This window comes from Glaciihabitans arcticus, from assembly GCF_004310685.1.
In the GTDB taxonomy this organism is placed as follows: domain Bacteria; phylum Actinomycetota; class Actinomycetes; order Actinomycetales; family Microbacteriaceae; genus Conyzicola; species Conyzicola arctica.
The window spans coordinates 60,314-81,956 of the sequence record NZ_SISG01000002.1 but is presented as its reverse complement, the minus strand read 5'-3'; the positions used below and the strand labels follow the sequence as shown (position 1 = coordinate 81,956).

The window sequence follows — 21,643 nt, the reverse complement described above, 5'->3', positions numbered from 1 at the left end:
GCGTCGGTGCCGCCGGGTAGTCTTGACGCGTGGTCACAGCCCTCTATCGCCGCTATCGGCCCGAGACATTCGCGGAACTCATCGGGCAGTCGCAGGTGACGGATCCGCTCCGTACCGCCTTGCGCACCGACCGGGTCAACCACGCGTACCTGTTCAGCGGCCCGCGCGGCTGCGGCAAGACCACGTCGGCCCGCATCCTGGCCCGCTGCCTGAACTGCGCCGAAGGTCCCACCGACACCCCCTGCGGCGTCTGCCCCTCGTGTGTCGAGCTCAGTCGCGACGGTGGCGGCTCCCTCGATGTCGTCGAGATCGATGCCGCTTCACATAATGGTGTGGATGACGCCCGCGACCTCCGTGAGCGTGCGGTATTCGCCCCGGCGCGCGATCGTTTCAAGATCTTCATCCTCGACGAGGCCCACATGGTCACGCCGCAGGGATTCAACGCGCTCCTGAAGATCGTCGAAGAACCGCCGGAGCACGTCAAGTTCATCTTTGCAACGACCGAGCCCGAGAAGGTCATCGGCACGATCCGCTCCCGCACGCACCACTACCCCTTCCGCCTGGTTCCTCCCGCCCAGATGCTCGAGTACGTGCAGCACCTGTGTGACGAGGAGAAGGTCACCGTCGAGCCCGGTGTGCTGCCGCTCGTCGTGCGCTCCGGCGGAGGCTCAGTGCGCGACACCCTCTCGCTGCTCGACCAGCTCATCGCGGGGTCCGAGGGCACCAAAGTGGAGTACGAAAGGGCCGTCGCCCTGCTCGGCTACACCCACGGCGCGCTGCTCGACGAGATCGTCGACTCGATCGGCGCCCGCGACAGCGCGGCGGTGTTCTCCGCCGTCGACCGCATCATCCAGACCGGTCAGGATCCCCGCCGCTTCGTCGAAGACCTGCTCGAGCGCCTGCGCGACCTCATCGTCGTCGCCGCGACAAACGACCACGGCGCCGCCGTGCTGCGCGGCATCCCCGCCGACCAGCTCGAGCGCATGTCGCTGCAGTCGATCAACTTCGGCCAGGCCGAGCTCTCCCGCGCCGCCGACATCGTCAATGCCGCACTCACCGAGATGACCGGTGCCACCTCGCCGCGACTGCACCTCGAGCTGATGATGGCGCGCATCCTCGTTCCGGCGAGCGACCAGACCGAGCGCGGCTCGCTCGCCCGCCTCGAGCGCATCGAGCGTCGCATGGGGGTCGAGGGTGCTGCTGCGCCTGCCGCAACAGCTCCCGCTGCCGCCCCGGTTCGAGCGGCCGAGTCCGTGCGTGCGGCAGAGCCCGCGCGAGCCCCGGAGCCCGTTCGCGCAGCGGAGCCCGTGCGTGCTCCGGAACCCGTCGTCGAGAAGCCGGCCGCCCCCGCAGCGGCCGCTGTCGAAAAGCCCGCAGAGCAGCCCGTCGAAAAGCCCGCCGAGCCCGTCACCGCGGCCGGTCCGGTCACCTTTGCACAGGTGAAGGACTCCTGGCCCGAGATCCTCGAGGTCGTGCGCAGCGCCAAGCTCAACGCCTGGATGGTGCTGCAGACGGCAACCGCGCGCGGCTTCCAGGACGACGTGCTCACCGTGTCGTTCGTGAGCGAGAACGACTCCAACAGCTTCAAGCAGCCCAACCCGAGCGGCGACAGCGTGAGCGAGCACCTGCGCAAGGCGATCGTCTCCGTGCTGGGCGTGCGGGTCAAGTTCATCGCGCGGGTCGAGGCTCAGGCTTCCGCCCCCAGCGACGAACAGGCGCCCGAGCCCGACGCCCCCGCCACGGACAGCTCCGGCTGGGCCGTCGCCTCAATCCCCGAGTCTGAGCCGGTGGCCGGCCCTCGGCAGCCGAGGCCCGTCGTTCGCAAGACGGCGGCAGATGCATCCCTCGACAAGAACGGTGACAAGGCCCGCTACGGCGAATCGGTTGTGCGCGAAATTCTCGGCGCCAGCTTCATCGAGGAGCAGACCGTCGCGCCGCGGGTCGTTCCGCAGGCGGAAGGCAACTAGCCCGTGTACGAAGGAATCGTCCAGGAACTCATCGACGAGCTCGGCAAGCTGCCGGGCATCGGTCCGAAGTCCGCCCAGCGCATCGCGTTCCACATCCTGCAGACCGAGAGCGTCGACGTCACGCGTCTCGCCGAGGTGCTCACCGAGATCCGTGACAAAGTGCGCTTCTGCAGCATCTGCGGCAACGTGACCGAACAGGACACCTGTACCATCTGCCGCGACCCGCGTCGCTCGCCGGCCACCATTTGCGTGGTCGAGGAGGCTAAAGACGTGGTCGCGATCGAGCGCACCCGCGAATTCCGTGGGCTGTACCACGTGCTAGGCGGCGCCATCAGCCCGATCGACGGCGTCGGACCCGACGACCTCAGCATCCGCCAGCTGCTCGCGCGACTGAACGACAGCACGGTCACCGAGGTCATCATCGCGACCAACCCGAACCTCGAGGGCGAGGCGACCGCGACCTACCTTCAGCGCCTGCTCGTGCAGCCGAACCTGCGCGTCACGCGCCTCGCGTCGGGCCTCCCCGTCGGCGGCGACCTCGAGTACGCCGACGAGGTCACCCTCGGCCGCGCCTTCGAGGGCCGCCGTCTCGTCGAGAACTAGCCGGTACCTCTAGTCGCGCGTCATCTCCAGCCACGCAACCTCATCAGGGTGTGCGGGATGCCACGCCTCCGACGTCAGCCGCAGCACACACGACGACCGTTCCTCATCGACATCGAGCACAACCGTCACAAACCCGCCCGCAAGCTCCAGCACCCGCTCCCCGAACGCGATGGCGATCGCCACGGCTTCGTAGCACCACGGTTCGGAGCCCTTCTCGAGCCGCTGCACGGTCTTCAAAGAGTCGATCGACACCTGGTTCACAAAGGCCTCGAGCTCGGCGGCCGGAAGTCGCGTCACGAGGTCGGCCGAGGGCTCGCTGAAGTAGGTGCCGCCCGCAACCTGGGCGAGTCCGCCGTCGAGCAGCAGCCTGAGGCGCGCCGGCACCGCGCGCGGGTAACGCGCGGCGTCATCCACCCACCGCTGCATCTCGTCGTTCGCGGTAATCACGGCGCTCACGACTCGACCCGGGAGAGGAGGAGGAAGGGCTCCGTGTCGTAGGCGGACGGCTCGGCGAAATACTCGGGCACGCCCGGGCGGATGCCCCAGAATCTGAGGGTGCAGCTGGGCACGCTGCCCTCCTCGTCGCCGGGGAAGAGCTGGGTGCCCTGGTCGAGCGTGATCGCTATGCGTATCGGCTGGGGGAACGCGTTCGCGGCCATCTCGAGCACGTCGCGGCCGAACTGCACGGCAAGCCCCACGCACTGCCGTGCCCATGCATCGGAGCCGACCCCGAGTTTCGCGGAGACGAAATCCTCGATGTGGAACGAGTTGATGAGCGCCTCGGACCCGACGATGTCGCTGGGAGAGAGGAGGTGCCGATTCGCCCGCAGGTGGCTCCCGAAGAACAGGCCGCCGCTTTCTCGGCTGATGCCCTGGCGGAGCAGCGTGCGAAGGGGCCGTGGGTAGGTGTACTCGTCACCGCCCGCGGGGAGCAAACGGCGCATCAGGTCGTTCGACGCTATGACGTATTCGACGACCATGCCTGCCTCTCGTAACCTCGCGATCCGGGTCTGCCGGATTGGCTAAGATCGACCGGTGGGCGCGAATTCTGCGCCGCACATCGAGACTGCCCGGGAGTACCACGTGAGCCTGATCGTACAGAAGTACGGTGGATCCTCCGTCGCTGACGCCGAAGGCCTCAAGCGCGTCGCCAAGCGAATCGTCGAGACCCGCAAGGCCGGCCACGAGGTCGTCGTCGTTGTGAGCGCCATGGGCGACACCACGGACGAGCTGCTCGACCTCGCTGAGAAGGTGGTGCCCGTTCCGGGCGGCCGCGAACTCGACATGCTGCTGAGCGCGGGCGAGCGCATCTCGATGGCCCTGCTCGCCATGGCGATCAAGGGTCTCGGCGTCGAGGCCCGCAGCTACACCGGCAGTCAGGCCGGCATGATCACCGATGCCCAGCACGGCTCTGCCAGAATCGTGGATGTCACGCCCAAACGTGTGCGCGAAGCTCTCGACCAGGGAGCAGTCGCCATCGTGGCCGGGTTCCAGGGCTTCAACCGCGGCACGGGCGACATCACCACCCTCGGCCGGGGCGGATCGGACACGACCGCGGTGGCCCTCGCGGCAGCGCTCGGAGCCGAGGTCTGCGAGATCTACACGGATGTTGATGGAGTCTTCACGGCGGATCCGCGAGTCGTGCCATCCGCTCGAAAGATCGACAGGATCACGAGCGAAGAGATGCTCGAGCTGGCGGCCGGCGGGGCGAAGGTCCTGTACATCCGCGCCGTCGAGTACGCGCGTCGCCACGGTGTGACGCTGCATGTGCGGTCATCGTTTAACAACAACGAGGGAACGCTGGTCGTCGCCTCGATCGAGGGAGAGAACGTGGAAGAGCCGATCATCACGGGCGTCGCCGCCGACCTGAGCGAGGCCAAGATCACCGTTGTCGGTGTGCCGGACATCCCGGGCAAGGCAGCGCAGATCTTCACCATCGTCGCGAAGACGAACGCGAACATCGACATGGTCGTGCAGAACGTGTCGACGGCTTCGACCGGTCGCACCGACATCTCCTTCACGCTGCCCAAGTCGGACGCGCAGGCAGCCCTCACCGCGCTCACCGCGGAGCAGGCCGAGGTCGGCTTCGACTCGCTGCAGCACGACGACCAGATCGGCAAGCTCGCTGTCGTCGGTGCAGGCATGCGCTCGAGCGCCGGCGTCACCGCCCAGCTCTTCACAGCGTTGTTCGAAGCAGGCATCAACATCGAGATGATCTCCACCTCGGAGATCCGCATCTCCGTCGTCACCCGCGCGGACACGGTCAACGAGGCTGTGCGCGTTGTGCACAAGGCCTTCGGTCTGGATGCCGACACCGAGGCCGTCGTTCACGGCGGAACCGGCCGCTGATCGGCCAACCTTCGTCGATGCACTGCCACCGCCCGTAACATCAGCCGCCTCGCGGATAGAATGGGCACTTCCATATGCCCCAGGGAGTAGCAGCATGAGCGGTGTACGTATCGGTGTCGTCGGAGCGACCGGACAGGTCGGCGCGGTTGTGCGCACGCTGCTCGCTGAGCGCGACTTCCCCATCGAGGAGATCCGTTTCTTCGCTTCCGCCCGCAGCGCCGGAACCACGCTCACCTTCAAGGGCGAAGACATCGTCGTGGAAGACGCGTCGCTCGCCGACCCGACCGGTCTCGACATCGCGATCTTCTCCGCGGGAGGCGCGACCTCCAAGGCCCAGGCGCCGCGCTTCGCCGCTGCCGGTGTGCTCGTGATCGACAACTCGTCCGCGTTCCGCATGGACCCCGACGTGCCGCTCGTCGTCAGCGAGGTCAACCCGCACGCGATCGCCGAGGCCCGCAAGCGCATCATCGCGAACCCGAACTGCACCACCATGGCAGCGATGCCGGTGCTGAAGGTGCTGCACGAGGAGGCCGCCCTCGAGCGCCTCATCGTCTCCACCTACCAGGCCGTCTCCGGCGCCGGACTCGTCGGCGGCGAGGAGCTCTACGCCCAGACGAAGGCGGCTATCGAGCAGGACCCGCGCTCACTCGTGCACGATGGCTCGTCGATCGACTTCGGTGCCGCCGAAACCTTCCCGAAGACGATCGCGTTCGACGTCATCCCACAGGCCGGAAGCTTCGTCGACGACGGCCTCTTCGAGACCGACGAGGAGAAGAAGCTGCGCAACGAGAGCCGCAAGATCCTCGAGCTTCCCGACCTGCTGGTCAGCGGACTCTGCGTGCGTGTTCCGGTCTTCAGCGGCCACTCGCTCGCCATCAACGCCGAGTTCGCCTCGCCGCTGTCCGTTGCGCGCGCCAAGGAGCTGCTCGCTGACGCCCCCGGTGTTGTGCTGGTGGATGTCCCTACCCCCCTCGAGGCGGCAGGCAAGGATCCGTCGTACGTCGGGCGCATCCGCCAGGACGAGGGTGTGCCGAACGGACGCGGTCTCGCGCTCTTCATCTCCAACGACAACCTGCGCAAGGGTGCAGCACTTAACGCGGTGCAGATCGCGGAGCTCGTGGCGGCCCAACTCGCCGCGGTGTAGTACTCGGGTTGGCCCGTACCGCTCCGCAGGAATTTCATGCGGCTGTACCGTTGCGCAGGACTTGCGTTGCGGGACTGGCCCGAACTTCCTGCTAAGCGGTACGCGCCGGACGCGTCGCGGGCGGGTTTCGAAGCATCTCAATGATTGACGCCTCAACTTTGGGCCACTCGTAGATCACCTCGGAGTAGTCGAAGTGCTTGATGCGGTAGCCGCGACGGATCAGGTCGGTGTCACGTCGACTGTCGGCGACGCGGGTCCCTGAGTGCCACTTCTCACTGTCAATCTCGATGATCAGCCAGCCGTCGACGAGCAGATCAACACGGTGAGGTCCGATCTGCACCTGAATGTCGATTGACCGACTCAATGGAGCCAGACGCAGTCGTGCGAGCGACTCGCATCCCGCCTCGGACCTTTCGTCTACCAGGTCGAGGAGTCTCCGCAGTCGACGCGGGAGCAGGGCTCGCAACTCCGGCATATCGGAGGGCTTCACGACCTTCTCGTGCAGCGCGCTGTCGACCGCCGCGACGAACATCTCTGCGGATTGCGTGAGTGCGAATGACGCAAGAGCGTGAATCGGTGGCACCCGCCATTCCCGGTTGCCTGGTGGAGCGCCGCCCCAGTGCCTCACCACTCCGTTGGTGGGATGCTCCGGAGCGACGAACACCTCGAGTGACACCGGGGGAGCTGTGGCAGCGCCGCGATCCGTCCTGGGTACGAGGACATGAACGGCGCGATCGAGGCCGCGCCACACCCCATAGCTTCCGAGGGCCGACGCGTTGGTGAGTCGGCCGTGATGACTCACGGCGATGATCGCGTCCCGCTCTGCGCTTCTCAGCGCGACCCATGGACGAAAGACGCGGGTCATGCTCCTTTCCTTGAGTCCGGCCTCGATGTCGCGGCGTGTGAACCCGAGGCGTCGCAGCGTGCTCGTGCGGATGAGCCCGCCGGCGCTCTGCATAGTCGTGCGGAGTTCGGTCTTCATCTCACGAACATTGTCGGACTGGTCTATTCATCGGAGCGTTCCTGCGAAAAGTGCGTAGGGACATCCCGAATCGTCATCGGGGGAGGAGAGGACGTGCCCGCCCCCGTGTGCAGTTGCGCAGGAAGAACCGTCTCGAAGGGCGTCGAGAATCCTGCGGAGCGGTACGTGCCCCCGGAAAGTCCTGCAGAAGCGCACTCACCAGCGCGCCCCCAACCCACCCAAACCCGCGACGGTGTCGAATAGCTGACATGAAGCGAACTCTTGCGGCCGCCACCATCCTCATCGTGGCGGGCCTCGCCGGCTGCGCGACCCCCGACGCGACGGGAGTCACGGGCACCGGCGACAAGGTCGCGTTCTACGGCGACTCCTACACTCTCGGCACGGGCGCCAGCGCAGCCGACCTCCGCTGGTCCACGATCGTGTCGAAGGCCCGCAACTGGCAGGAGTTCAACCCGAGCGTCAACGGCCTCGGCTTCGTCACCAACCGCGGAAGCGTCGACGACCTGCCCGATCAGGTCATCGCCAACGATCCCGACATCGTATTCGTCACGATGGGGCTGAACGACAACTTCTCGTACCCCGAAGAGGCGAACGCGATCTACGACGCCATCAACGCCGACTTCGACAAGCTCACCGCAGCCCTGCCCGACGCGCGCTTCATCGTGGTCGAGCCGTTCTGGTACACGGATGACCGCCCCGAATCGGTCGAGGTCATCATCGGCTGGGTTCGGGATGCGGCCGAGCGCACCGGGTCCGACTACATCGCCGGCGCCTCGCACTGGATCGAGGGTCACCAGGAATGGATGGCCGCGGACGGGCTGCACCCGAACAACGACGGTTACGCGGAGATGGCAAAGCGCATGGACTCTGAGCTCACGAAACTGGGCCTGCCCGCGGGCGGGTAAAGTTGAAGCCGTGAAGAAGCCCATCGACGTCGCGCTGATTGGTGGCGGCATCATGAGTGCCACGCTCGGCACCATCCTCAAGCAGCTGCAGCCCGACTGGGAGATCCGCATCTTCGAGCGGCTCGACCAGGTCGCCCTCGAGAGCTCGAACCCGTGGAACAACGCGGGCACCGGACACTCGGCCCTGTGCGAGCTCAACTACACGCCCGAGCGTCCCGACGGCACCATCGACATCGCGAGTGCCGTGAAGGTGAACGAGCAGTTCCAGGTGTCACGCCAGTTCTGGGCGCACCTCGTGGACACCGGCAAGCTTCCGGAACCGTCATCCTTCATCAATGCGACAGCCCACATGAGTTTCGTCTGGGGCGAGGACAACGTCGAATACCTTCGCAAGCGGTACGACGCACTCAAGGACCACCCGCTGTTCGCCGGACTCGAGTTCAGCGAAGACGCCGAGGTGATTCGTGGCTGGTCGCCGCTGCTCATCCCGGGGCGAGCGAAGTCGCAGCCCATCGCTGCCACCCGCATCGCTGCAGGCACCGATGTCGACTTCGGCGCCCTCACCCGAACCCTCATCCGCTACCTGACCGACAATGGTGCGGAGTTCACCGGGCACGCCCGGGTCACGGGACTCAAGCGTGAGAAGGACAACACCTGGCGCGTGTCCTGGCGCGACGAGGTCGGCCAGACGCCCATGCAGACGCACGCACGCTTCGTCTTCGTGGGTGCAGGCGGATACGCCCTCGGCCTGCTGCAGAAGTCGGGCATCAAAGAGATCCGCGGTTTCGGCGGCTTCCCGGTGAGCGGCGAGTTCCTGCGCACCGACAACCCCGAGGTCGTCGCCCGCCACGTCGCCAAGGTCTACGGCAAGGCCTCGGTCGGCTCGCCGCCCATGTCGGTGCCGCACCTCGACCTGCGTGTCGTCGACGGCAACCCGAGCCTGATGTTCGGGCCGTACGCGGGGTTCAGCCCGAAGTTCCTGAAGTCCGGCTCGCTGCTCGACCTGTTCGCGTCGATCCGCTGGCACAACCTCGTGCCGATGGTTGCGGCCGGTGCGAGCAACCTAAGCCTTGTGAAGTACCTCCTCAGCCAGCTCACCGCGAGCAAGAACACCAAGTTCGATGCGCTGCGCGAGTTCGTGCCCAGCGCCGATCCCGCCGACTGGTACCGCATCACCGCGGGCCAGCGCGTGCAGGTGATCAAGAAGGACGACAAGAAGGGCGGAGTGCTGCAGTTCGGCACCGAGGTCGTAGCGTCCGCTGATGGTTCGATCGCCGGCCTGCTGGGTGCCTCTCCGGGAGCCTCGACCGCCGTGCCGATCATGCTCGGTCTGCTCGAGAAGTGCTTCCCCGATCGCATCGAGGGCTGGAAGCCCGCCCTCACCGCCATGGTGCCGAGCTACGGAACGCTGCTCTCCGACGACCCGAAGCGGGCTGACGAGGTCATGACGAATACTGCTCGCTCGCTGCAGATCGCGCGCTAGCTCCTGTTGACAGGTTGCGAGGGTCGGGGCTAGCCTCGATCCTCGTGAACCTGTAACGCCCCCTCCGTCCCGCGCCCGAGGCTCCGCCCGGCGGGAATCTCTCGTATCTCGAGAAGGGGCGTCTCCGTGCGCACATCACACATCTCCCTCAGCGGCATCTCCCACTCCTTCGGTGACCGCGCCGTGTTCTCCGACCTCTCGCTCGTGATCGACGGTGCCGAGCGCCTCGGCCTCATTGGTGAGAACGGTGCAGGCAAGTCGACCCTGCTCGGCATTCTTGCGGGCGACATCGAGCCCGACCGCGGTATCGTCTCGCGCCCAGGTCGCACCGGCCTGCTGCGCCAGGAGGTTGTGCACGGCCCCCGCGAGACGGTCGGCGATCTCATCAAGCGGGCGATCGCGCCTCTGCGAGCTCTCGAGACCGAGGTGCGGGATGCCGCAGCCCACCTCACCGCCGCGACGAGCCAGACGGCCTCCGAAAGGTACGAACGAGCCCTCGCCGCGGCCGAGGCTGCCGAGTTGTGGACTGTCGACTCGCGCCGCGACGCTCTCCTCGCGGGCCTCGGGGTGGGGCGGCTGCCGCTCGACCGTCCACTGGCCGCGATCTCGGGTGGGCAGCGCAGCCGGGTGGCGCTGGCCGCGCTACTGCTTTCCCGTCCTGATGCACTGGTGCTGGATGAGCCGACCAACCACCTCGACGACGCTGCGGTCGGTTTCCTGCGCGAGCAGCTGCTCGACTGGCGGGGTCCGGTGATCTTCGCGAGTCACGATCGGGCCTTCCTCGACGAGGTCGCCACGGCGCTCGTGGACATCGACCCCAATTCGGGCGCTCGCAGCACCGTGAGTCGGTTCGGCGGCAGCTACACCGACTACCTCGGGGCGAAGGCCGCCGAGCGTGCCCGTTGGGAGGCGAGGTTCGAGGCGGAGGAGCAGGAGCTGCGCGAGCTCGAGCTCTCCATCGCCACGACCTCGCGGGACATCGCGCACAACCGACCGTGGCGTGACAACGACAGGATGGCGAAGGGTCTCAAGAAGAACACGGTGGAAGGCCAGATCAGTCGTCGGGTGCGTAACGCGCGGGGGAGGCTCGACGACCTCGAGCGGAGCCGCGTGGAGCGGCCGACGGAGATCCTGAGCTTTGCGGGCATCCCGAACGGCTGGCATTCACTGGAGGATGCGGACGCCCTCATCAGCGTTGAGAACGCGCGGGTCGAGGGGCGTCTCGCCATCGACGACCTGACCGTGGGGCCGACGACCCGGCTGCTGCTCACGGGTGCGAACGGCGCGGGAAAGTCGAGCCTGCTCGAGCTGCTCGCCGGGCAGCTCGCCACGACGTCGGGCTCGGTGCGCAGGCGTCGCGGGCTGCGCGTCGGTCTGCTCGCGCAGGACGTTCGGTGGAAGGACGCGACACGATCGGCCCGCGTGATCTACCGCGACGCGGTGGGGGATCGGCGCGAAGAGACCGTGCCTCTCTCGAGCCTCGGCCTGCTGCCGCAGCGCGACCTCGACCGGGCCGTGGGCTCGCTCTCGATCGGGCAGCAGCGCAGGCTCGCCCTCGCCACGATCATCGCGCGGCCACCGCACGTGTTCCTGCTCGACGAACCCACGAACCACCTGTCGCTCGGCCTTGCGACAGAGCTCGAGGATGCGCTCGGCGGCTATCCCGGCGCGGTCATCATCGCGAGCCACGACCGGTGGCTGCGACGCCGCTGGTCGGGGCCACACCGGGCTCTCATCGCGGGAAGCCTGGCCTGAACCCGAACTGGGGGAGGTAGTCGGGGTTAGGGTGACCTACGCTCGTAACACTGGTGGGCACGAAGGGGCGTACGGATGTCGTTGGGGTTCCCCATCCATCTCGCATCCCACGGTGTGAGCTGGGCCTACGCGCGGGCCTGCCACGTGACTGCGGCGGTCTGCCTTCTGCTCACGATCGCCTCTACGCTCCTGCTGCAGACCGCGTACCCCGAGAGGCTGCTCTGGCCCACGACTCTCGCCCTGCTGCCCATGCTCGCGATGCTGTGGCTGCTCGCCTGGCGACCCAGTCTCGCCGCAACCGTGGGCTACCTGCTCATCGGGTCGGCGAGCATCTTCTGGTTCGTGCTGGCGTCGAGCCAGCTCTACCCCACCGCGACGACCACGGACACCTTCATCTTCACCCTGCCCAAGGTTGCGCTGATCCTGATCGGCGGGGTTGGCTCCGGCGTGCTTCCCGCCGCCGGCTGGATGTTCGCCGCCTTCGTCTTCGGCGGCTTCGCGACGGTGCTGGGCGCGATGCCGAGCGGAATGCCCGCGCGACTGGACGGTACAACGATCATCGTCGTCGCCCTGCTCGGAATCGTGCTCGCCCTCATCGCCGCCGGACGCACCCGGGTGCTCGCTGCGGGACCCGGCCTGTACCGCGCCGCGCGTGACGAGCACCTCTCCACGGTGCGGCAATCGCTCGAGATCCGTGCCGCCGCGATGCTTCACGACACGGTGCTCGGCAACCTCGCGGCAATCGCCGAGGCGGGGGACGAACAGCTTCCGCGCAAGCTGCGGGAGCAGATCGAACGGGACCTGTCTGCCCTGGTCGGCGAGGAGTGGCTTCTCGGCCACGGGGAGAGTGCCGCAGAGACATCGACGGTCTGGACGACGAGCAGGCTCGCGAAAGTCATCGACGAGATCGGTGCACGGGGTCTCACGATCGACGTGAGCGGCGACCTGTCGGCGCTCTCCCGGCTCGCGGTCGACGGCGCGACGGCAGTGGCACTCGCCGTGCGGCAGTGCCTCGTCAACGTGGTCGACCACGCGGGAACCGATCGCGCCGAGGTCGTTCTCTACGGATCCGAATCCGACGTGTCGGTCATGGTCGTCGATGCGGGAGTCGGATTCGTCATCGGCGAGACGGGTTCCGATCGACTGGGACTTCGGCATTCCGTGCGCTCGCGCATCGAAGGCGTTGGGGGGTCCGTGCAGCTCTGGTCGACCCCCGGGCGGGGCACGTCCGTGCTGATCCGGGTGCCGGCATCCACCGATACCGAGCCCGGCGGCTCGCGAGCGTCCGCGGCGGTGCGGCGATGATCCGGGAACGCACCCTGCAACAGCGCGACCCCCTAGCCGCCCTCGTCGGGCGTCCGACGAGCCTGCTCGCCGCCATCGCCGTGCCGTTCTACGCCGCGATCATGATCGCGCTCAACGTCGAAGACGTGGTCGATCCGATCCTCGCGGTGATGTCGCTGCTGCTGACCGTCGCAACCGGTGTCGTCTTCGCCCGGGCATCGAATCCGATGCGGGCGCCGTTCGACCGCCCGAGCATGGTGCTCGTCGTCGGTGGAGCGCTGCTCGCCCACGTCTTCGGGGCAGCATCGATGTGGGGTGAGAACGCTTACGTGCGCGACGACTGGGGCCCCTCCGTCGTCGGGCTGTTCCTGCTCGCCGTCGCACCCTTCCGTCCGGCACGCAGCATCGCGGTCGCGGGGGTCATCTCCACGATCGTCGTCGCCGTCACTACCGTGGCGCAGTACGGCACGCTCGCCTCGGCGGCTCCCATCCACGTTCTCGTGGTGGTCGCGGTGACCCCTGTGCTCGCCCTCGCTGCGGGCTCCGCGGTCTTCGCCCACGAGCTCGTCGCGAGCCTCGATCGCTGGGAGAGCCTCGCAACGATGTCCACCGACGCGCTGGTCGGCTCGCGCAGTGACGGCATCGCCCGATCCGTGCAGCAGGACCGCGTGACGATCCTCAACCAGGACGTGGTGCCCTACTTCACAAGGGTGCTCGCGGCATCGTCCGTGACCGACGCCGACCGGGGGGATGCCCGGTCCCTGGCCGAGAACATCCGCGCGGTGATGGTGGCCGAGGCAGACAGGAGCTGGCTCGACGGAGTGCTCGAGCAACTCGGCGGCGTCGCGGGCGGGAGCGCGGGCATCCGGGATGAATCGCACCTCGCCGACCTGATGACCATCGACCAGCGCACGGTGTTGCGCGCCGTGCTCGTCGCCCTGCACGGCCAGGCCGGCTTCGAACCCGGCTCCCTCGACATCAAACTCGTGCCCCACGGAGTCGGCTACCGACTCTCGCTGGGCGCACGGGTCGACGTTCCCGCCGGCGCCCTGCACGAATTGCTCGACCCCTATCTCGCCGTGATGCAGATCCTGTTCCGCGATCTCCGGGTCGAGATGGAGCGTCCTGCGCTCCGACTAGGATTTGGCTATGGACATCGATGAAGCCGGATCGCTCTTCGCGCCCGGTTTCGAGGTACCAGAGCGAACCGGCGTGCGCCTCGCGATCCTCGACGACCACGAGGTGCTGCTCGACAGCCTGACCAGCTGGATCGCCGCCAACGCCCCCGACTTCGACCTCGTGCTCAGCGCGAGCACCTGGCTGCAGCTCGTGCACAGCGACAAGTTTCCGACCGACCTCGTGTTCCTCGATTTCCAGCTCAAGGAGCCCGTCTCGATCGAAGCCCGCGTGCGCACCTGCCGTGCGGCCGGGGCGAAGGTGATCGTGCTCTCCAGCCTCGACAGCCGCGAGTCCCGCGAGCGCGCCCTCGATGCCGGTGCCTCCGCCTTCCTCTCGAAGACCCTCTCGATGCGTGAGGTGATGGATGCAGCCCGCACGGTCATGGGAGTGCGCAGTGACTCCACTCTCCCTCGTGACTGGCGCCCACTGCCCGTGGGTGCGAGCACAACGATCCGGCCCAAACTGAGCCCCGGTGAGATCGAAGCCCTCAGGCACTACGTGACGGGAGCGAGCACCGCCGAGGTCGCCGCCGCGATGAACGTGCAGTACGAGACCGCCAAAACCTACCTGCGCCGTGTGCGTGAGAAGTACGTCAAAGCCAATCGACCCGCGAGCAAGCGAGCGGAACTGATCCGTCGCGCCGCGGAGGACGGATACCTCAACTGATGTCCAAGCTCTACTTCCGTTACGGAGCCATGAACAGCGGCAAGAGCACAGCGCTGTTGCAGGCCGCCTACAACTACGAGGAGCGTGGCCAGCAGGTGCTGCTCACGAAGCCGCAGGTCGACACCAAGGGCGACTCCGACATCGTCTCGCGCCTGGGCGTCACCCGCCCAGTGGACTTCACCGTCGCCCGCGACGAAGACATCTACGAGGCGTTCTCCGCCCAGCGCGCGCGAGTGCGCAAGCAGACCGGGCTCGACGTTAGCTGCCTGCTCGTGGATGAGGCGCAGTTCCTCACCGAGAGCCAGGTCGACGACCTCCTGCGCATCGCGATCCTCGAGGGCGTGCCCGTGCTGGCCTACGGCATCCGCACCGATTTTCAGACAGTCGCTTTCCCGGGCAGCCGACGCCTTCTGGAGGTCGCGCACTCGCTCGAAGAGCTCAAGACCATCTGCCGCTGCGGTCGCAAGGCCGTGTTCAACGCCCGCACGATCGACGGGCAGTTCATTTTCGATGGCGATCAGGTGGCGATCGACGGAGCTGAGGTCTCCTACGAGAGCCTCTGCGGAAAGTGCTACCTCGAGGAGAGCGACGGGGTGCTCAACAACGGCCGCCGACCACGTGCCGCCTTCAGCTATGTCGAGGGGCCGGATCCCGACTTCGAGTAGGGACAGAAAAAGGGCCGCATCTCTGCGGCCCTTCTGTGTTGCTGTCGGGGTAACAGGATTTGAACCTGCGACCTCGTCGTCCCGAACGACGCGCGCTACCAAACTGCGCCATACCCCGATTGTTTCGCCCCTTGCGAGACGAGCCTCATCAAGAATAGCCGATATCTCCGGCTGTCAGAGTCACTACGACGGCTTCGGGCCTGCAGGCGAACCGAACCGGGGCATAGATGGAGGTTCCGAGGCCCGCAGACACGTTGAGGTACGCGGTCTGGCGGGCGTTGTGCCACAGGCTGAGCCCCTGCGCCTGGTCACGCGGGATGTCGCAGTTCGTGACGAGCGCGGGCAGCCCGGGCACCCGAACCTGCCCGCCGTGCGTGTGCCCGGCGAAGATCACGTCCGCGCCGTTGTTCACGAAGGAGTCGAGCACCCGCTGGTAGGGGGCATGCGTGACGCCGATGCTCAGGGTGTCGACACCGGAGCGACCGTCGGCCCAGTCCACGTTCTCACGCACCGTCTCGATGGCTCCGGGGAGGTCGCCGAGCCTGTCCCAGTTGCGGTGTGCGTCGTTGGTGCCGAAGAACTCGATGCGTGAGCCCTTGATCGACATCGCCCGGGCCGTGTTGTTGAGGCTCAGCCAGCCGAGCTGATCGGTGAAGTGCCCTTCGAGGCGAGCAGTGTCGAGGTGGACGGCGGCCTTGCCTGCGGGGGAGGGGGCCGTGAAGTACCGCATCGGGTTCTTGAAGTGCGGCCCGTAATAGTCGTTCGATCCGTTGACGAAGACACCCGGAACTCCCGCGAACGGCTCGAAGGCGTACTCGAGGGCGTCGTAGGCGTCGGTGTGCCCGAGGTTATCGCCGGTGTTGACGACGAGGTCGGGCTCGAGGCGCGCGAGTTCGCGCACCCAGTCCATCTTGCGCTGCTGCCACGGGGCCAGATGCAGGTCGGCGATGTGCAGCACGGTGATCGGCCGCGCACCGGGGTCGAGCACGGGCAGGACTTCGTGGCGAACCCGGAACCAGTTGCGCTCCACGAGGGAGCCCCACGCGAACGCTCCCAGACCGGCAGCGGCCGCCACGCCTAGCGCAGCGGCCGCGACCGAAGAGGGCTTACTCACGGACAGACCAGGTGGCCCACGCCCAGCTTGACCTGTTTGGCCTTCGACCAGGCGGCGCCGGGAGATGGACTACTCGAGACGACCTTGTTCTCCAACTGCGGATCGGTGATGACCGCACAGGTCTCCGCAACATTGGTGAATCCTGCGTTCACGAGGATGTCACGGCCGTCGTTGAAACTCGGGTTGCCGGTGACGGCGTCGGGGAGTTTCACGAGCGCTCCGTTGCTGCGCCAGACCTTGACCGACTGACCACGTGCCATGACGGTTCCGGCACCGGGAGAGGTGCGGGCGACCTGGCCCTTGGGGAGAGCGGAATCCATCTCTCCTCCGGCGGCGTAGGTCAGGCCGAGACCCTCGATAGCCGTCTTGGTGGAGCCGGATGACGCGCCGATGAAATTGGGGAGCGGGATACCGGTGCCCGTCATCAGTCTCGCGGGCGGCTCGGGGAACTCGCCGCCGCCGTAGATGTTGTTGGCCGCGCCCATGATGATGCGACCGATGGTGTGCCGCAGCGTTCCACCGCTCGGGTAGCTGCGCATCGGATAGGTGCCCTTGATGTTTCCCACCCATACGATGGTCGATACCTTCGTGGTCGCGCCGATGATGTACGTCTGCTTCGACTCGTTGGTGGTACCCGTCTTGCCGATGATCGGGATGCCGTCGTGCGGGTTGGCGCCGTACGCGTTCATCGCTCCCGCGAGGGCGAACTGCGTCGCAGCCGCGACCTCGGGGTCGATTCCGGGGCGGCAGTCACGCGCCTGACCCGCAACCTTCTCGCCGTCGGAGTTGATGAAGAAATCGACGGCGATCGGAGCGCAGTAGGTGCCGTTGTTGGCGATACCTGCATAGGCCGCGGCCATCGTCATGGGGGCGATGTCGTTGGTGCCGAGGATGGAGGACGGGTTCGTCTCAAGGACGTTCTCGACGAACTTCGTCTTCGGGTTGTCCTTGAGGATTGCGGTGTGAACGCCCAGCGACTCAGCCGCCTTCTTGGTGTTGCACTGGTCGAGCTGCAGCGCCATGGTCACGAAGGCGCCATTGACCGATCCGGCGGTTGCCGACATGACCGTGCGGGTTCCCGTCTCACCGGAGTCATTGCGGAACTTCCACGGACCACTCCACGGACCGCCGCAACTGTCGGCGAATTCGGCCTGGTTGACAGTTCGCGGGTTCGCATTCACAACCTCTTTGAGTCCGAGACCCTGCTGAAGCCAGTTGATGAGCGTGAAGACCTTGTACGTCGACCCGACCTGGAAGCCACGCGAGCCGCCGTAGGCGTCATCCGTATTGAAATTCAGGGCGGTGGCGCGAATATTCTTTTTGGCCGCCGAGGTGTCGTCGAAGTCCTTGTTCTGCGCCATGGTGAGGATGCGTCCGGTGCCGACCTGGATGGTCGTGGACGATGCTCCGAGCTCCATGCGGGTCTCGTTGTTCGGCGCGTACTGCTGCACCGTCTCGACGGCGACCTTCTGCAGGTCCATGTTCAGGGTCGTGTAGACCTTGTATCCGCCGATCGCCCACTTGGCCTTGCGCTCGACCTCGCTCGAACCGAGAGCTTCGAAGTCCTTGACGCTCTTCACCACGTAGTCGCAGAACTGGCGCGCGTACTTGTTGGCTGCGACACAACCGTTCTTCGGGTTGGTGAGGATGACGGTGGTCTTGTCCACCGGGGTCGCCAGGGCCTCGTCACGTTCGGCCGCGGTGATGTACTTCTCGGTGTACATCGTCTTGATGATCGAATCGCGGCGAACCTGGTTCGCGGCGTAGTGGTCGGGAGTGTCGAGGCTTCGGGCCCCGGGCTCCTGCACGATGGCCATGAGGCTCGCTGCCTGGGCAACGGTGACGTCGGCTGCCGAGACGTTGTAATAGCGCTGGGCCGCGGCCTGGATGCCGTAGGTGGTACCGCCGAATCCGGCGATGTTCAGGTAAGCGAGGAGAATCTCGTCCTTCGTGTAGCGCTTCTCGAGGCCGATGGCGAGCTTCATCTCCTTGAGCTTGCGCTCGAAGCTGGCCTCCTGTGCCTTCTTGATACCGGCCTTGCGGAGCTCTTCCGTGGGCTCCTCGAGTGCCTGCTGAATGTAGATGTTCTTGACCAGCTGCATGGTGAGTGTGGATGCACCACCCTCGACTCCACCGGCCGCGGCGTTCTTGACTGCCGCGCGAATGACACCGGTGACGTCGACTCCGCCGTGCTCGTAGAAGCGGCGGTCCTCACCGGACAGGGTGGCGTGCTTGAGGTTGTCGCCAACCTGCTCCCACTTGATCTCTTCGCGGTTCTGGTTGAAGACGCTTGCGATGCGGACCGGCTTGACCGGCATGCCGGTTTCCTTGTCGACCTTGCTGTACGTGTAGATCTCGTTCTTCTGCGGCTGGTCGCCGATGGCGATAAAGTCGGGGAGGCTCTCGAAGATTCCGATGGTGTTGTTTGCCGTCATGCCGGTCACGGCAAGGGCTGGCGTCACCATGACCGTGACGAGAAGTCCAGCGAGTGCGCTGAAACCGACCATCCCGCCTATGGCGCCAAGGACACCGCGGGGCTGAAGCTTTTGGGCAGACATATGATCGATGGTACGCGACCGATGCGTATACCAACCTGAGCGAAAGCCGACAAATGACAACCTGGGAGTACCTGACTACCCCCCTCATCGTCCACAACACTTCGGCGATCCTCAATAACTGGGGCTCCGAGGGGTGGGAACTGGTGCAGGTGGTGACCGGCCCCGAGGGCGGACTCGTCGCCTACCTGAAGCGCGAAAAGAAAGAGGACGCATCATGACGACAGTGGATGAACGGCTCGCGGAGCTCGGAATCACCCTCCCCGAGCTCGCCAAGCCGGTGGCCGCCTATGTGCCGGCCATCATCTCCGGCAACCTCGTCTTCACGGCGGGCCAGCTGCCGTTCGTGGATGGCGCACTCCCCGAGACCGGCAAGCTCGGCGCCGGTGTCTCCGACGAGTCCGGTAAGGCGCTCGCCCGCCAGAGCGCGCTCAACGGCCTCGCCGCCGTCAAGAGCGTCATCGGGTCGCTCGATCGCATCACCCGCATCGTCAAGGTCGTGGGCTTCGTGGCCTCCGATCCGGCGTGGTCGGGCCAGCCGGGCGTCATCAACGGCGCCTCAGAGGTCCTCGGCGAGATCTTCGGCGACGCGGGCATCCACGCGCGCAGCGCCGTGGGTGTCGCGGTGCTTCCGCTCGACTCGCCCGTCGAGGTCGAACTGATCGTCGAGTTCGCCTAGCCCCTACTTCAGCCGGTCGGAGATGATCTGCATCACCGAGGTGTCTGCGAGTGTCGTCGTATCGCCGATCTCGCGCCCCTCGGCGACATCCTGAAGCAGGCGACGCATGATCTTGCCGGAGCGCGTCTTCGGCAGCTCGGCCACGATGAAGATCTCCCGTGGCCGGGCGATCGCGCCGATGGTCTTGGCGACGTGGGCGCGCAGCAGGGCGCTCGCCTCATCGGCGGTCTGCGCGTCTGCCTGATTCGATTTCAGGATGACGAACGCGACCACTGCCTGGCCCGTGGCCTCATCAGCCGCACCGACGACCGCTGCCTCGGCCACGATCGGGTTCGCGACCAGGGCGGACTCGATCTCGGCCGTCGACAGGCGGTGGCCCGAGACGTTCATCACGTCGTCGACGCGTCCGAGCAGCCAGATGTCGCCGTCGGCATCCACGTGGGCACCGTCGCCGGCGAAATACTTGTTGCCCTCGATGGCGCTGAACTTCGACCAGTAGGTCTCCTGGTAGCGATCGGGATCGCCCCAGATGCCGCGCAGCATCGACGGCCACGGCTCGGAGACGACGAGCAGGCCGCCGTGCGGGGGGTCCACGCGGGTGCCGTCCTCGGAGAGGATGTCGATCTTGATGCCCGGCATGGGAACCTGCGCCGATCCCGGCTTCGCGCCCGTGATGCCGGGGAGGGCGGAGATCATGATCGCGCCCGTCTCGGTCTGCCACCAGGTGTCGACGATGGGCGTGGTGCCCGCGCCGATCACGTCGCGGTACCAGATCCACGCCTCGGGGTTGATCGGCTCGCCCACGCTGCCCAGCAGGCGCAGGCTCGACAGGTCAAACTTCTGCGGGATCTGCCGTCCCAGCTTCATAAAGGAACGGATGGCCGTGGGCGCGGTGTAGAAGATGGAGACCTTGTACTTCTCGATGATCTCCCACCAGCGGCCGGGGTGCGGGGTGTCGGGGGTGCCCTCGTAGAGCACCTGGGTTGCGCCGTTCGCGAGCGGACCGTAGACGACGTACGAGTGACCGGTGATCCAGCCGACATCGGCCGTGCACCAGTAGACGTCGGTCTCGGGGTGCAGGTCGAACACGTTCTTATGCGTGAACGCCGCCTGCGTGAGGTAGCCGCCGCTCGTGTGCAGGATCCCCTTCGGCTTACCCGTTGTGCCCGAGGTGTAGAGGATGAAGAGCGGGTTCTCCGCGTCGAAGGCCTCGGCTTCGTGCTCCGGCTCTGCTGCCTCGACCTGGTCGTGCCACCAGAGGTCGCGGCCATCGGTCCAGTCCACGGCGTTCTCGCCGCGTTTGACCACGAGCACGTGCTCGACGGACGATCCGGGGGCGGAGAGAGCGTCATCCACCGCTGCTTTAAGAGGGAAGACCTTGCCCTTGCGCCAGCCGCCGTCGGCGGTGATCACCAGCTTCGCGCTCGCGTCGTCGACGCGAGAGCGGATGCTCTCGGCGCTGAACCCACCGAAGACCACGGAGTGCACGGCGCCGATGCGGGCGACGGCGAGCATCGCGATGACCGCCTCGGGGATCACCGGAAGGTAGATCGCCACGCGATCGCCCTGCTCGATGCCGAGGGAGAGCAGCACGTTCGCCACCTTCTTCACCTCGGCAGTCAACTCGGCGTATGTCACGGTGCGGGTGTCGCCCGGCTCGCCCTCCCAGTGGAAGGCGACACGGTCGCCGTTGCCGGCGAGCACGTGACGGTCGAGGCAGTTGTAGGCCACGTTGATCTGGCCGTCGGCGAACCAGGTCGCGAACGGCGGATTCGACCAGTCGAGGGTCTCGGTGAACGGCTTGTGCCAGTGCAGGTCGCGAGCCTGTTCGGCCCAGAACTCGAGGCGATTCTCTGCCGCGCGGGCGTAGAGACCGGCGTCGGCGACCGAGTTGGCGGCGAACTCCGGGGAGGGCGGGAAAACCCGGGTTTCGTTCTGCAGGCTGTCAATCGAAGAGTTGGACATCGTTATCCTTGTCGATCTCGCCGGTGCCAGGGATGACGGCGAACTGGGTTGAAGTAATGCCCTCGATACTAGACCGCAAGCTGAGAACGGCCTGCCAGCCTGTGGAATTGTCCCTTGCGTGGGGGACTCCGCGGGGTACACTTGTTGACGTCGATTGTTAACGTTCTGTTTCCAATTCGGCTGGCAACGCACTCATGATTCCCCCCAATCAGCGTTGCTGTGGCGGCGCCTGTTCCCCCCAATAGGCGCCGCCCCTCTTTGTTTAATGTCACGCTTTTAAGATGGTGACCGAGCCTAAGTGGCGGACACGACCGCGAGGTGGTCATGTCCCGCATTGCGGCTCGGCAC

General features: G+C 66.4%; 19 protein-coding genes and 1 tRNA gene. 13 read left to right on the top strand and 7 right to left on the bottom strand.

The features are described 5' to 3' along the window. Window positions 1-29: 29 nt before the first annotated feature. Both EYE40_RS14585 and recR read left to right on the top strand, forming a co-directional pair. Complete coding sequence (locus EYE40_RS14585) at window positions 30-1,967, top strand: DNA polymerase III subunit gamma and tau (protein ID WP_130983003.1); 1,938 nt, start codon at window positions 30-32, stop codon at window positions 1,965-1,967. Window positions 1,968-1,970: 3 nt separating this feature from the next. Continuing rightward, window positions 1,971-2,570 carry a recombination mediator RecR gene (recR, locus tag EYE40_RS14580; protein WP_130983002.1) on the top strand — a complete coding sequence of 200 codons (600 nt, stop codon included), beginning with the start codon at window positions 1,971-1,973 and terminating at the stop codon, window positions 2,568-2,570. 9 nt (window positions 2,571-2,579) lie between these two features. Here the strand turns inward: recR and EYE40_RS14575 are convergent, their stop codons facing one another. Together EYE40_RS14575 and EYE40_RS14570 are read right to left on the bottom strand one after the other, a co-directional pair. Further along, window positions 2,580-3,026: a hypothetical protein gene (locus EYE40_RS14575; protein ID WP_130983001.1), complete on the bottom strand. Its 447-nt coding sequence runs from the start codon at window positions 3,024-3,026 to the stop codon at window positions 2,580-2,582. Continuing rightward, window positions 3,023-3,550, bottom strand: coding sequence for a hypothetical protein (locus tag EYE40_RS14570; RefSeq protein WP_130983000.1), 528 nt, complete (start codon window positions 3,548-3,550; stop codon window positions 3,023-3,025). The genes EYE40_RS14575 and EYE40_RS14570 overlap by 4 nt, the downstream gene beginning before the upstream one ends. 103 nt (window positions 3,551-3,653) lie before the next feature. On the opposite strand from EYE40_RS14570, the gene EYE40_RS14565 reads away from it, so the two are divergent. Both EYE40_RS14565 and EYE40_RS14560 read left to right on the top strand, forming a co-directional pair. After that, window positions 3,654-4,919, top strand: coding sequence for an aspartate kinase (locus EYE40_RS14565; RefSeq protein ID WP_130982999.1), 1,266 nt, complete (start codon window positions 3,654-3,656; stop codon window positions 4,917-4,919). Window positions 4,920-5,013: 94 nt separating this feature from the next. Beyond that, on the top strand, window positions 5,014-6,063 hold the full coding sequence (locus EYE40_RS14560) for an aspartate-semialdehyde dehydrogenase (RefSeq protein ID WP_130982998.1): 1,050 nt from the start codon (window positions 5,014-5,016) through the stop codon (window positions 6,061-6,063). A 91-nt stretch (window positions 6,064-6,154) separates the two neighbouring features. Here EYE40_RS14560 and EYE40_RS14555 read toward each other — a convergent pair whose 3' ends face one another. Then, window positions 6,155-7,045, bottom strand: coding sequence for an endonuclease domain-containing protein (locus tag EYE40_RS14555; protein WP_130982997.1), 891 nt, complete (start codon window positions 7,043-7,045; stop codon window positions 6,155-6,157). A gap of 248 nt (window positions 7,046-7,293) precedes the next feature. On the opposite strand from EYE40_RS14555, the gene EYE40_RS14550 reads away from it, so the two are divergent. The 7 genes from EYE40_RS14550 to EYE40_RS14520 all read left to right on the top strand — a co-directional run bounded on the left by EYE40_RS14550 (window position 7,294) and on the right by EYE40_RS14520 (window position 14,982). Continuing rightward, window positions 7,294-7,950: an SGNH/GDSL hydrolase family protein gene (locus EYE40_RS14550; RefSeq protein WP_130982996.1), complete on the top strand. Its 657-nt coding sequence runs from the start codon at window positions 7,294-7,296 to the stop codon at window positions 7,948-7,950. Window positions 7,951-7,960: 10 nt separating this feature from the next. Next, on the top strand, window positions 7,961-9,433 hold the full coding sequence (locus EYE40_RS14545) for a malate:quinone oxidoreductase (protein WP_130982995.1): 1,473 nt from the start codon (window positions 7,961-7,963) through the stop codon (window positions 9,431-9,433). Window positions 9,434-9,559: 126 nt separating this feature from the next. Further along, complete coding sequence (locus EYE40_RS14540) at window positions 9,560-11,188, top strand: ABC-F family ATP-binding cassette domain-containing protein (protein ID WP_204742278.1); 1,629 nt, start codon at window positions 9,560-9,562, stop codon at window positions 11,186-11,188. A 75-nt stretch (window positions 11,189-11,263) separates the two neighbouring features. Further along, window positions 11,264-12,493: a sensor histidine kinase gene (locus tag EYE40_RS14535; protein WP_130982994.1), complete on the top strand. Its 1,230-nt coding sequence runs from the start codon at window positions 11,264-11,266 to the stop codon at window positions 12,491-12,493. After that, window positions 12,490-13,635 (top strand): hypothetical protein, encoded by a 1,146-nt coding sequence (locus EYE40_RS14530; protein WP_130982993.1) that lies wholly within the window; start codon window positions 12,490-12,492, stop codon window positions 13,633-13,635. Before EYE40_RS14535 ends, EYE40_RS14530 begins: the two co-directional genes overlap by 4 nt. Further along, entirely contained in the window at window positions 13,622-14,317 is a 696-nt protein-coding gene (locus tag EYE40_RS14525; protein WP_130982992.1) for a response regulator transcription factor, read from the top strand. The genes EYE40_RS14530 and EYE40_RS14525 overlap by 14 nt, the downstream gene beginning before the upstream one ends. After that, entirely contained in the window at window positions 14,317-14,982 is a 666-nt protein-coding gene (locus EYE40_RS14520; protein WP_130982991.1) for a thymidine kinase, read from the top strand. Before EYE40_RS14525 ends, EYE40_RS14520 begins: the two co-directional genes overlap by 1 nt. 44 nt (window positions 14,983-15,026) lie before the next feature. Here the strand turns inward: EYE40_RS14520 and EYE40_RS14515 are convergent. From EYE40_RS14515 to EYE40_RS14505, 3 genes are all read right to left on the bottom strand, one after another. Next, window positions 15,027-15,100 (bottom strand) — tRNA-Pro (locus tag EYE40_RS14515). A 30-nt stretch (window positions 15,101-15,130) separates the two neighbouring features. Next, a complete protein-coding gene (locus EYE40_RS14510) occupies window positions 15,131-16,096 on the bottom strand; it encodes a metallophosphoesterase (protein WP_130982990.1) in 966 nt (321 codons plus the stop codon). Next, a complete protein-coding gene (locus EYE40_RS14505; RefSeq protein WP_130982989.1) occupies window positions 16,093-18,654 on the bottom strand; it encodes a transglycosylase domain-containing protein in 2,562 nt (853 codons plus the stop codon). The genes EYE40_RS14510 and EYE40_RS14505 overlap by 4 nt, the downstream gene beginning before the upstream one ends. A gap of 53 nt (window positions 18,655-18,707) precedes the next feature. Here EYE40_RS14505 and EYE40_RS15530 point away from each other — a divergent pair, with 53 nt between their 5' ends. Then, window positions 18,708-18,872, top strand: a complete 165-nt coding sequence (locus EYE40_RS15530; protein ID WP_193554539.1) for a Sp36 family protein — start codon at window positions 18,708-18,710, stop codon at window positions 18,870-18,872. Next, window positions 18,869-19,330, top strand: a complete 462-nt coding sequence (locus tag EYE40_RS14500) for a RidA family protein (protein ID WP_130982988.1) — start codon at window positions 18,869-18,871, stop codon at window positions 19,328-19,330. Before EYE40_RS15530 ends, EYE40_RS14500 begins: the two co-directional genes overlap by 4 nt. Before the next feature lie 3 nt (window positions 19,331-19,333). On the opposite strand, the gene acs is transcribed toward EYE40_RS14500, so the two are convergent. Continuing rightward, window positions 19,334-21,295: an acetate--CoA ligase gene (gene acs / locus EYE40_RS14495; protein ID WP_130982987.1), complete on the bottom strand. Its 1,962-nt coding sequence runs from the start codon at window positions 21,293-21,295 to the stop codon at window positions 19,334-19,336. Window positions 21,296-21,643: the final 348 nt, after the last annotated feature.

What these genes read in the sequence shown, in the direction of transcription:
- EYE40_RS14570 (WP_130983000.1), bottom strand. Translation starts at nt 3,550, where the DNA reads ATGGTCGTCGAATACGTCATAGCGTCGAACGACCTGATGCGCCGTTTG.
- EYE40_RS14560 (WP_130982998.1), top strand. Translation starts at nt 5,014, where the DNA reads ATGAGCGGTGTACGTATCGGTGTCGTCGGAGCGACCGGACAGGTCGGC.
- EYE40_RS14555 (WP_130982997.1), bottom strand. Translation starts at nt 7,045, where the DNA reads ATGAAGACCGAACTCCGCACGACTATGCAGAGCGCCGGCGGGCTCATC.
- EYE40_RS14550 (WP_130982996.1), top strand. Translation starts at nt 7,294, where the DNA reads ATGAAGCGAACTCTTGCGGCCGCCACCATCCTCATCGTGGCGGGCCTC.
- EYE40_RS14535 (WP_130982994.1), top strand. Translation starts at nt 11,264, where the DNA reads ATGTCGTTGGGGTTCCCCATCCATCTCGCATCCCACGGTGTGAGCTGG.
- EYE40_RS14530 (WP_130982993.1), top strand. Translation starts at nt 12,490, where the DNA reads ATGATCCGGGAACGCACCCTGCAACAGCGCGACCCCCTAGCCGCCCTC.
- EYE40_RS14525 (WP_130982992.1), top strand. Translation starts at nt 13,622, where the DNA reads ATGGACATCGATGAAGCCGGATCGCTCTTCGCGCCCGGTTTCGAGGTA.
- EYE40_RS14520 (WP_130982991.1), top strand. Translation starts at nt 14,317, where the DNA reads ATGTCCAAGCTCTACTTCCGTTACGGAGCCATGAACAGCGGCAAGAGC.
- EYE40_RS14505 (WP_130982989.1), bottom strand. Translation starts at nt 18,654, where the DNA reads ATGTCTGCCCAAAAGCTTCAGCCCCGCGGTGTCCTTGGCGCCATAGGC.
- EYE40_RS15530 (WP_193554539.1), top strand. Translation starts at nt 18,708, where the DNA reads ATGACAACCTGGGAGTACCTGACTACCCCCCTCATCGTCCACAACACT.
- EYE40_RS14500 (WP_130982988.1), top strand. Translation starts at nt 18,869, where the DNA reads ATGACGACAGTGGATGAACGGCTCGCGGAGCTCGGAATCACCCTCCCC.
- acs (WP_130982987.1), bottom strand. Translation starts at nt 21,295, where the DNA reads ATGTCCAACTCTTCGATTGACAGCCTGCAGAACGAAACCCGGGTTTTC.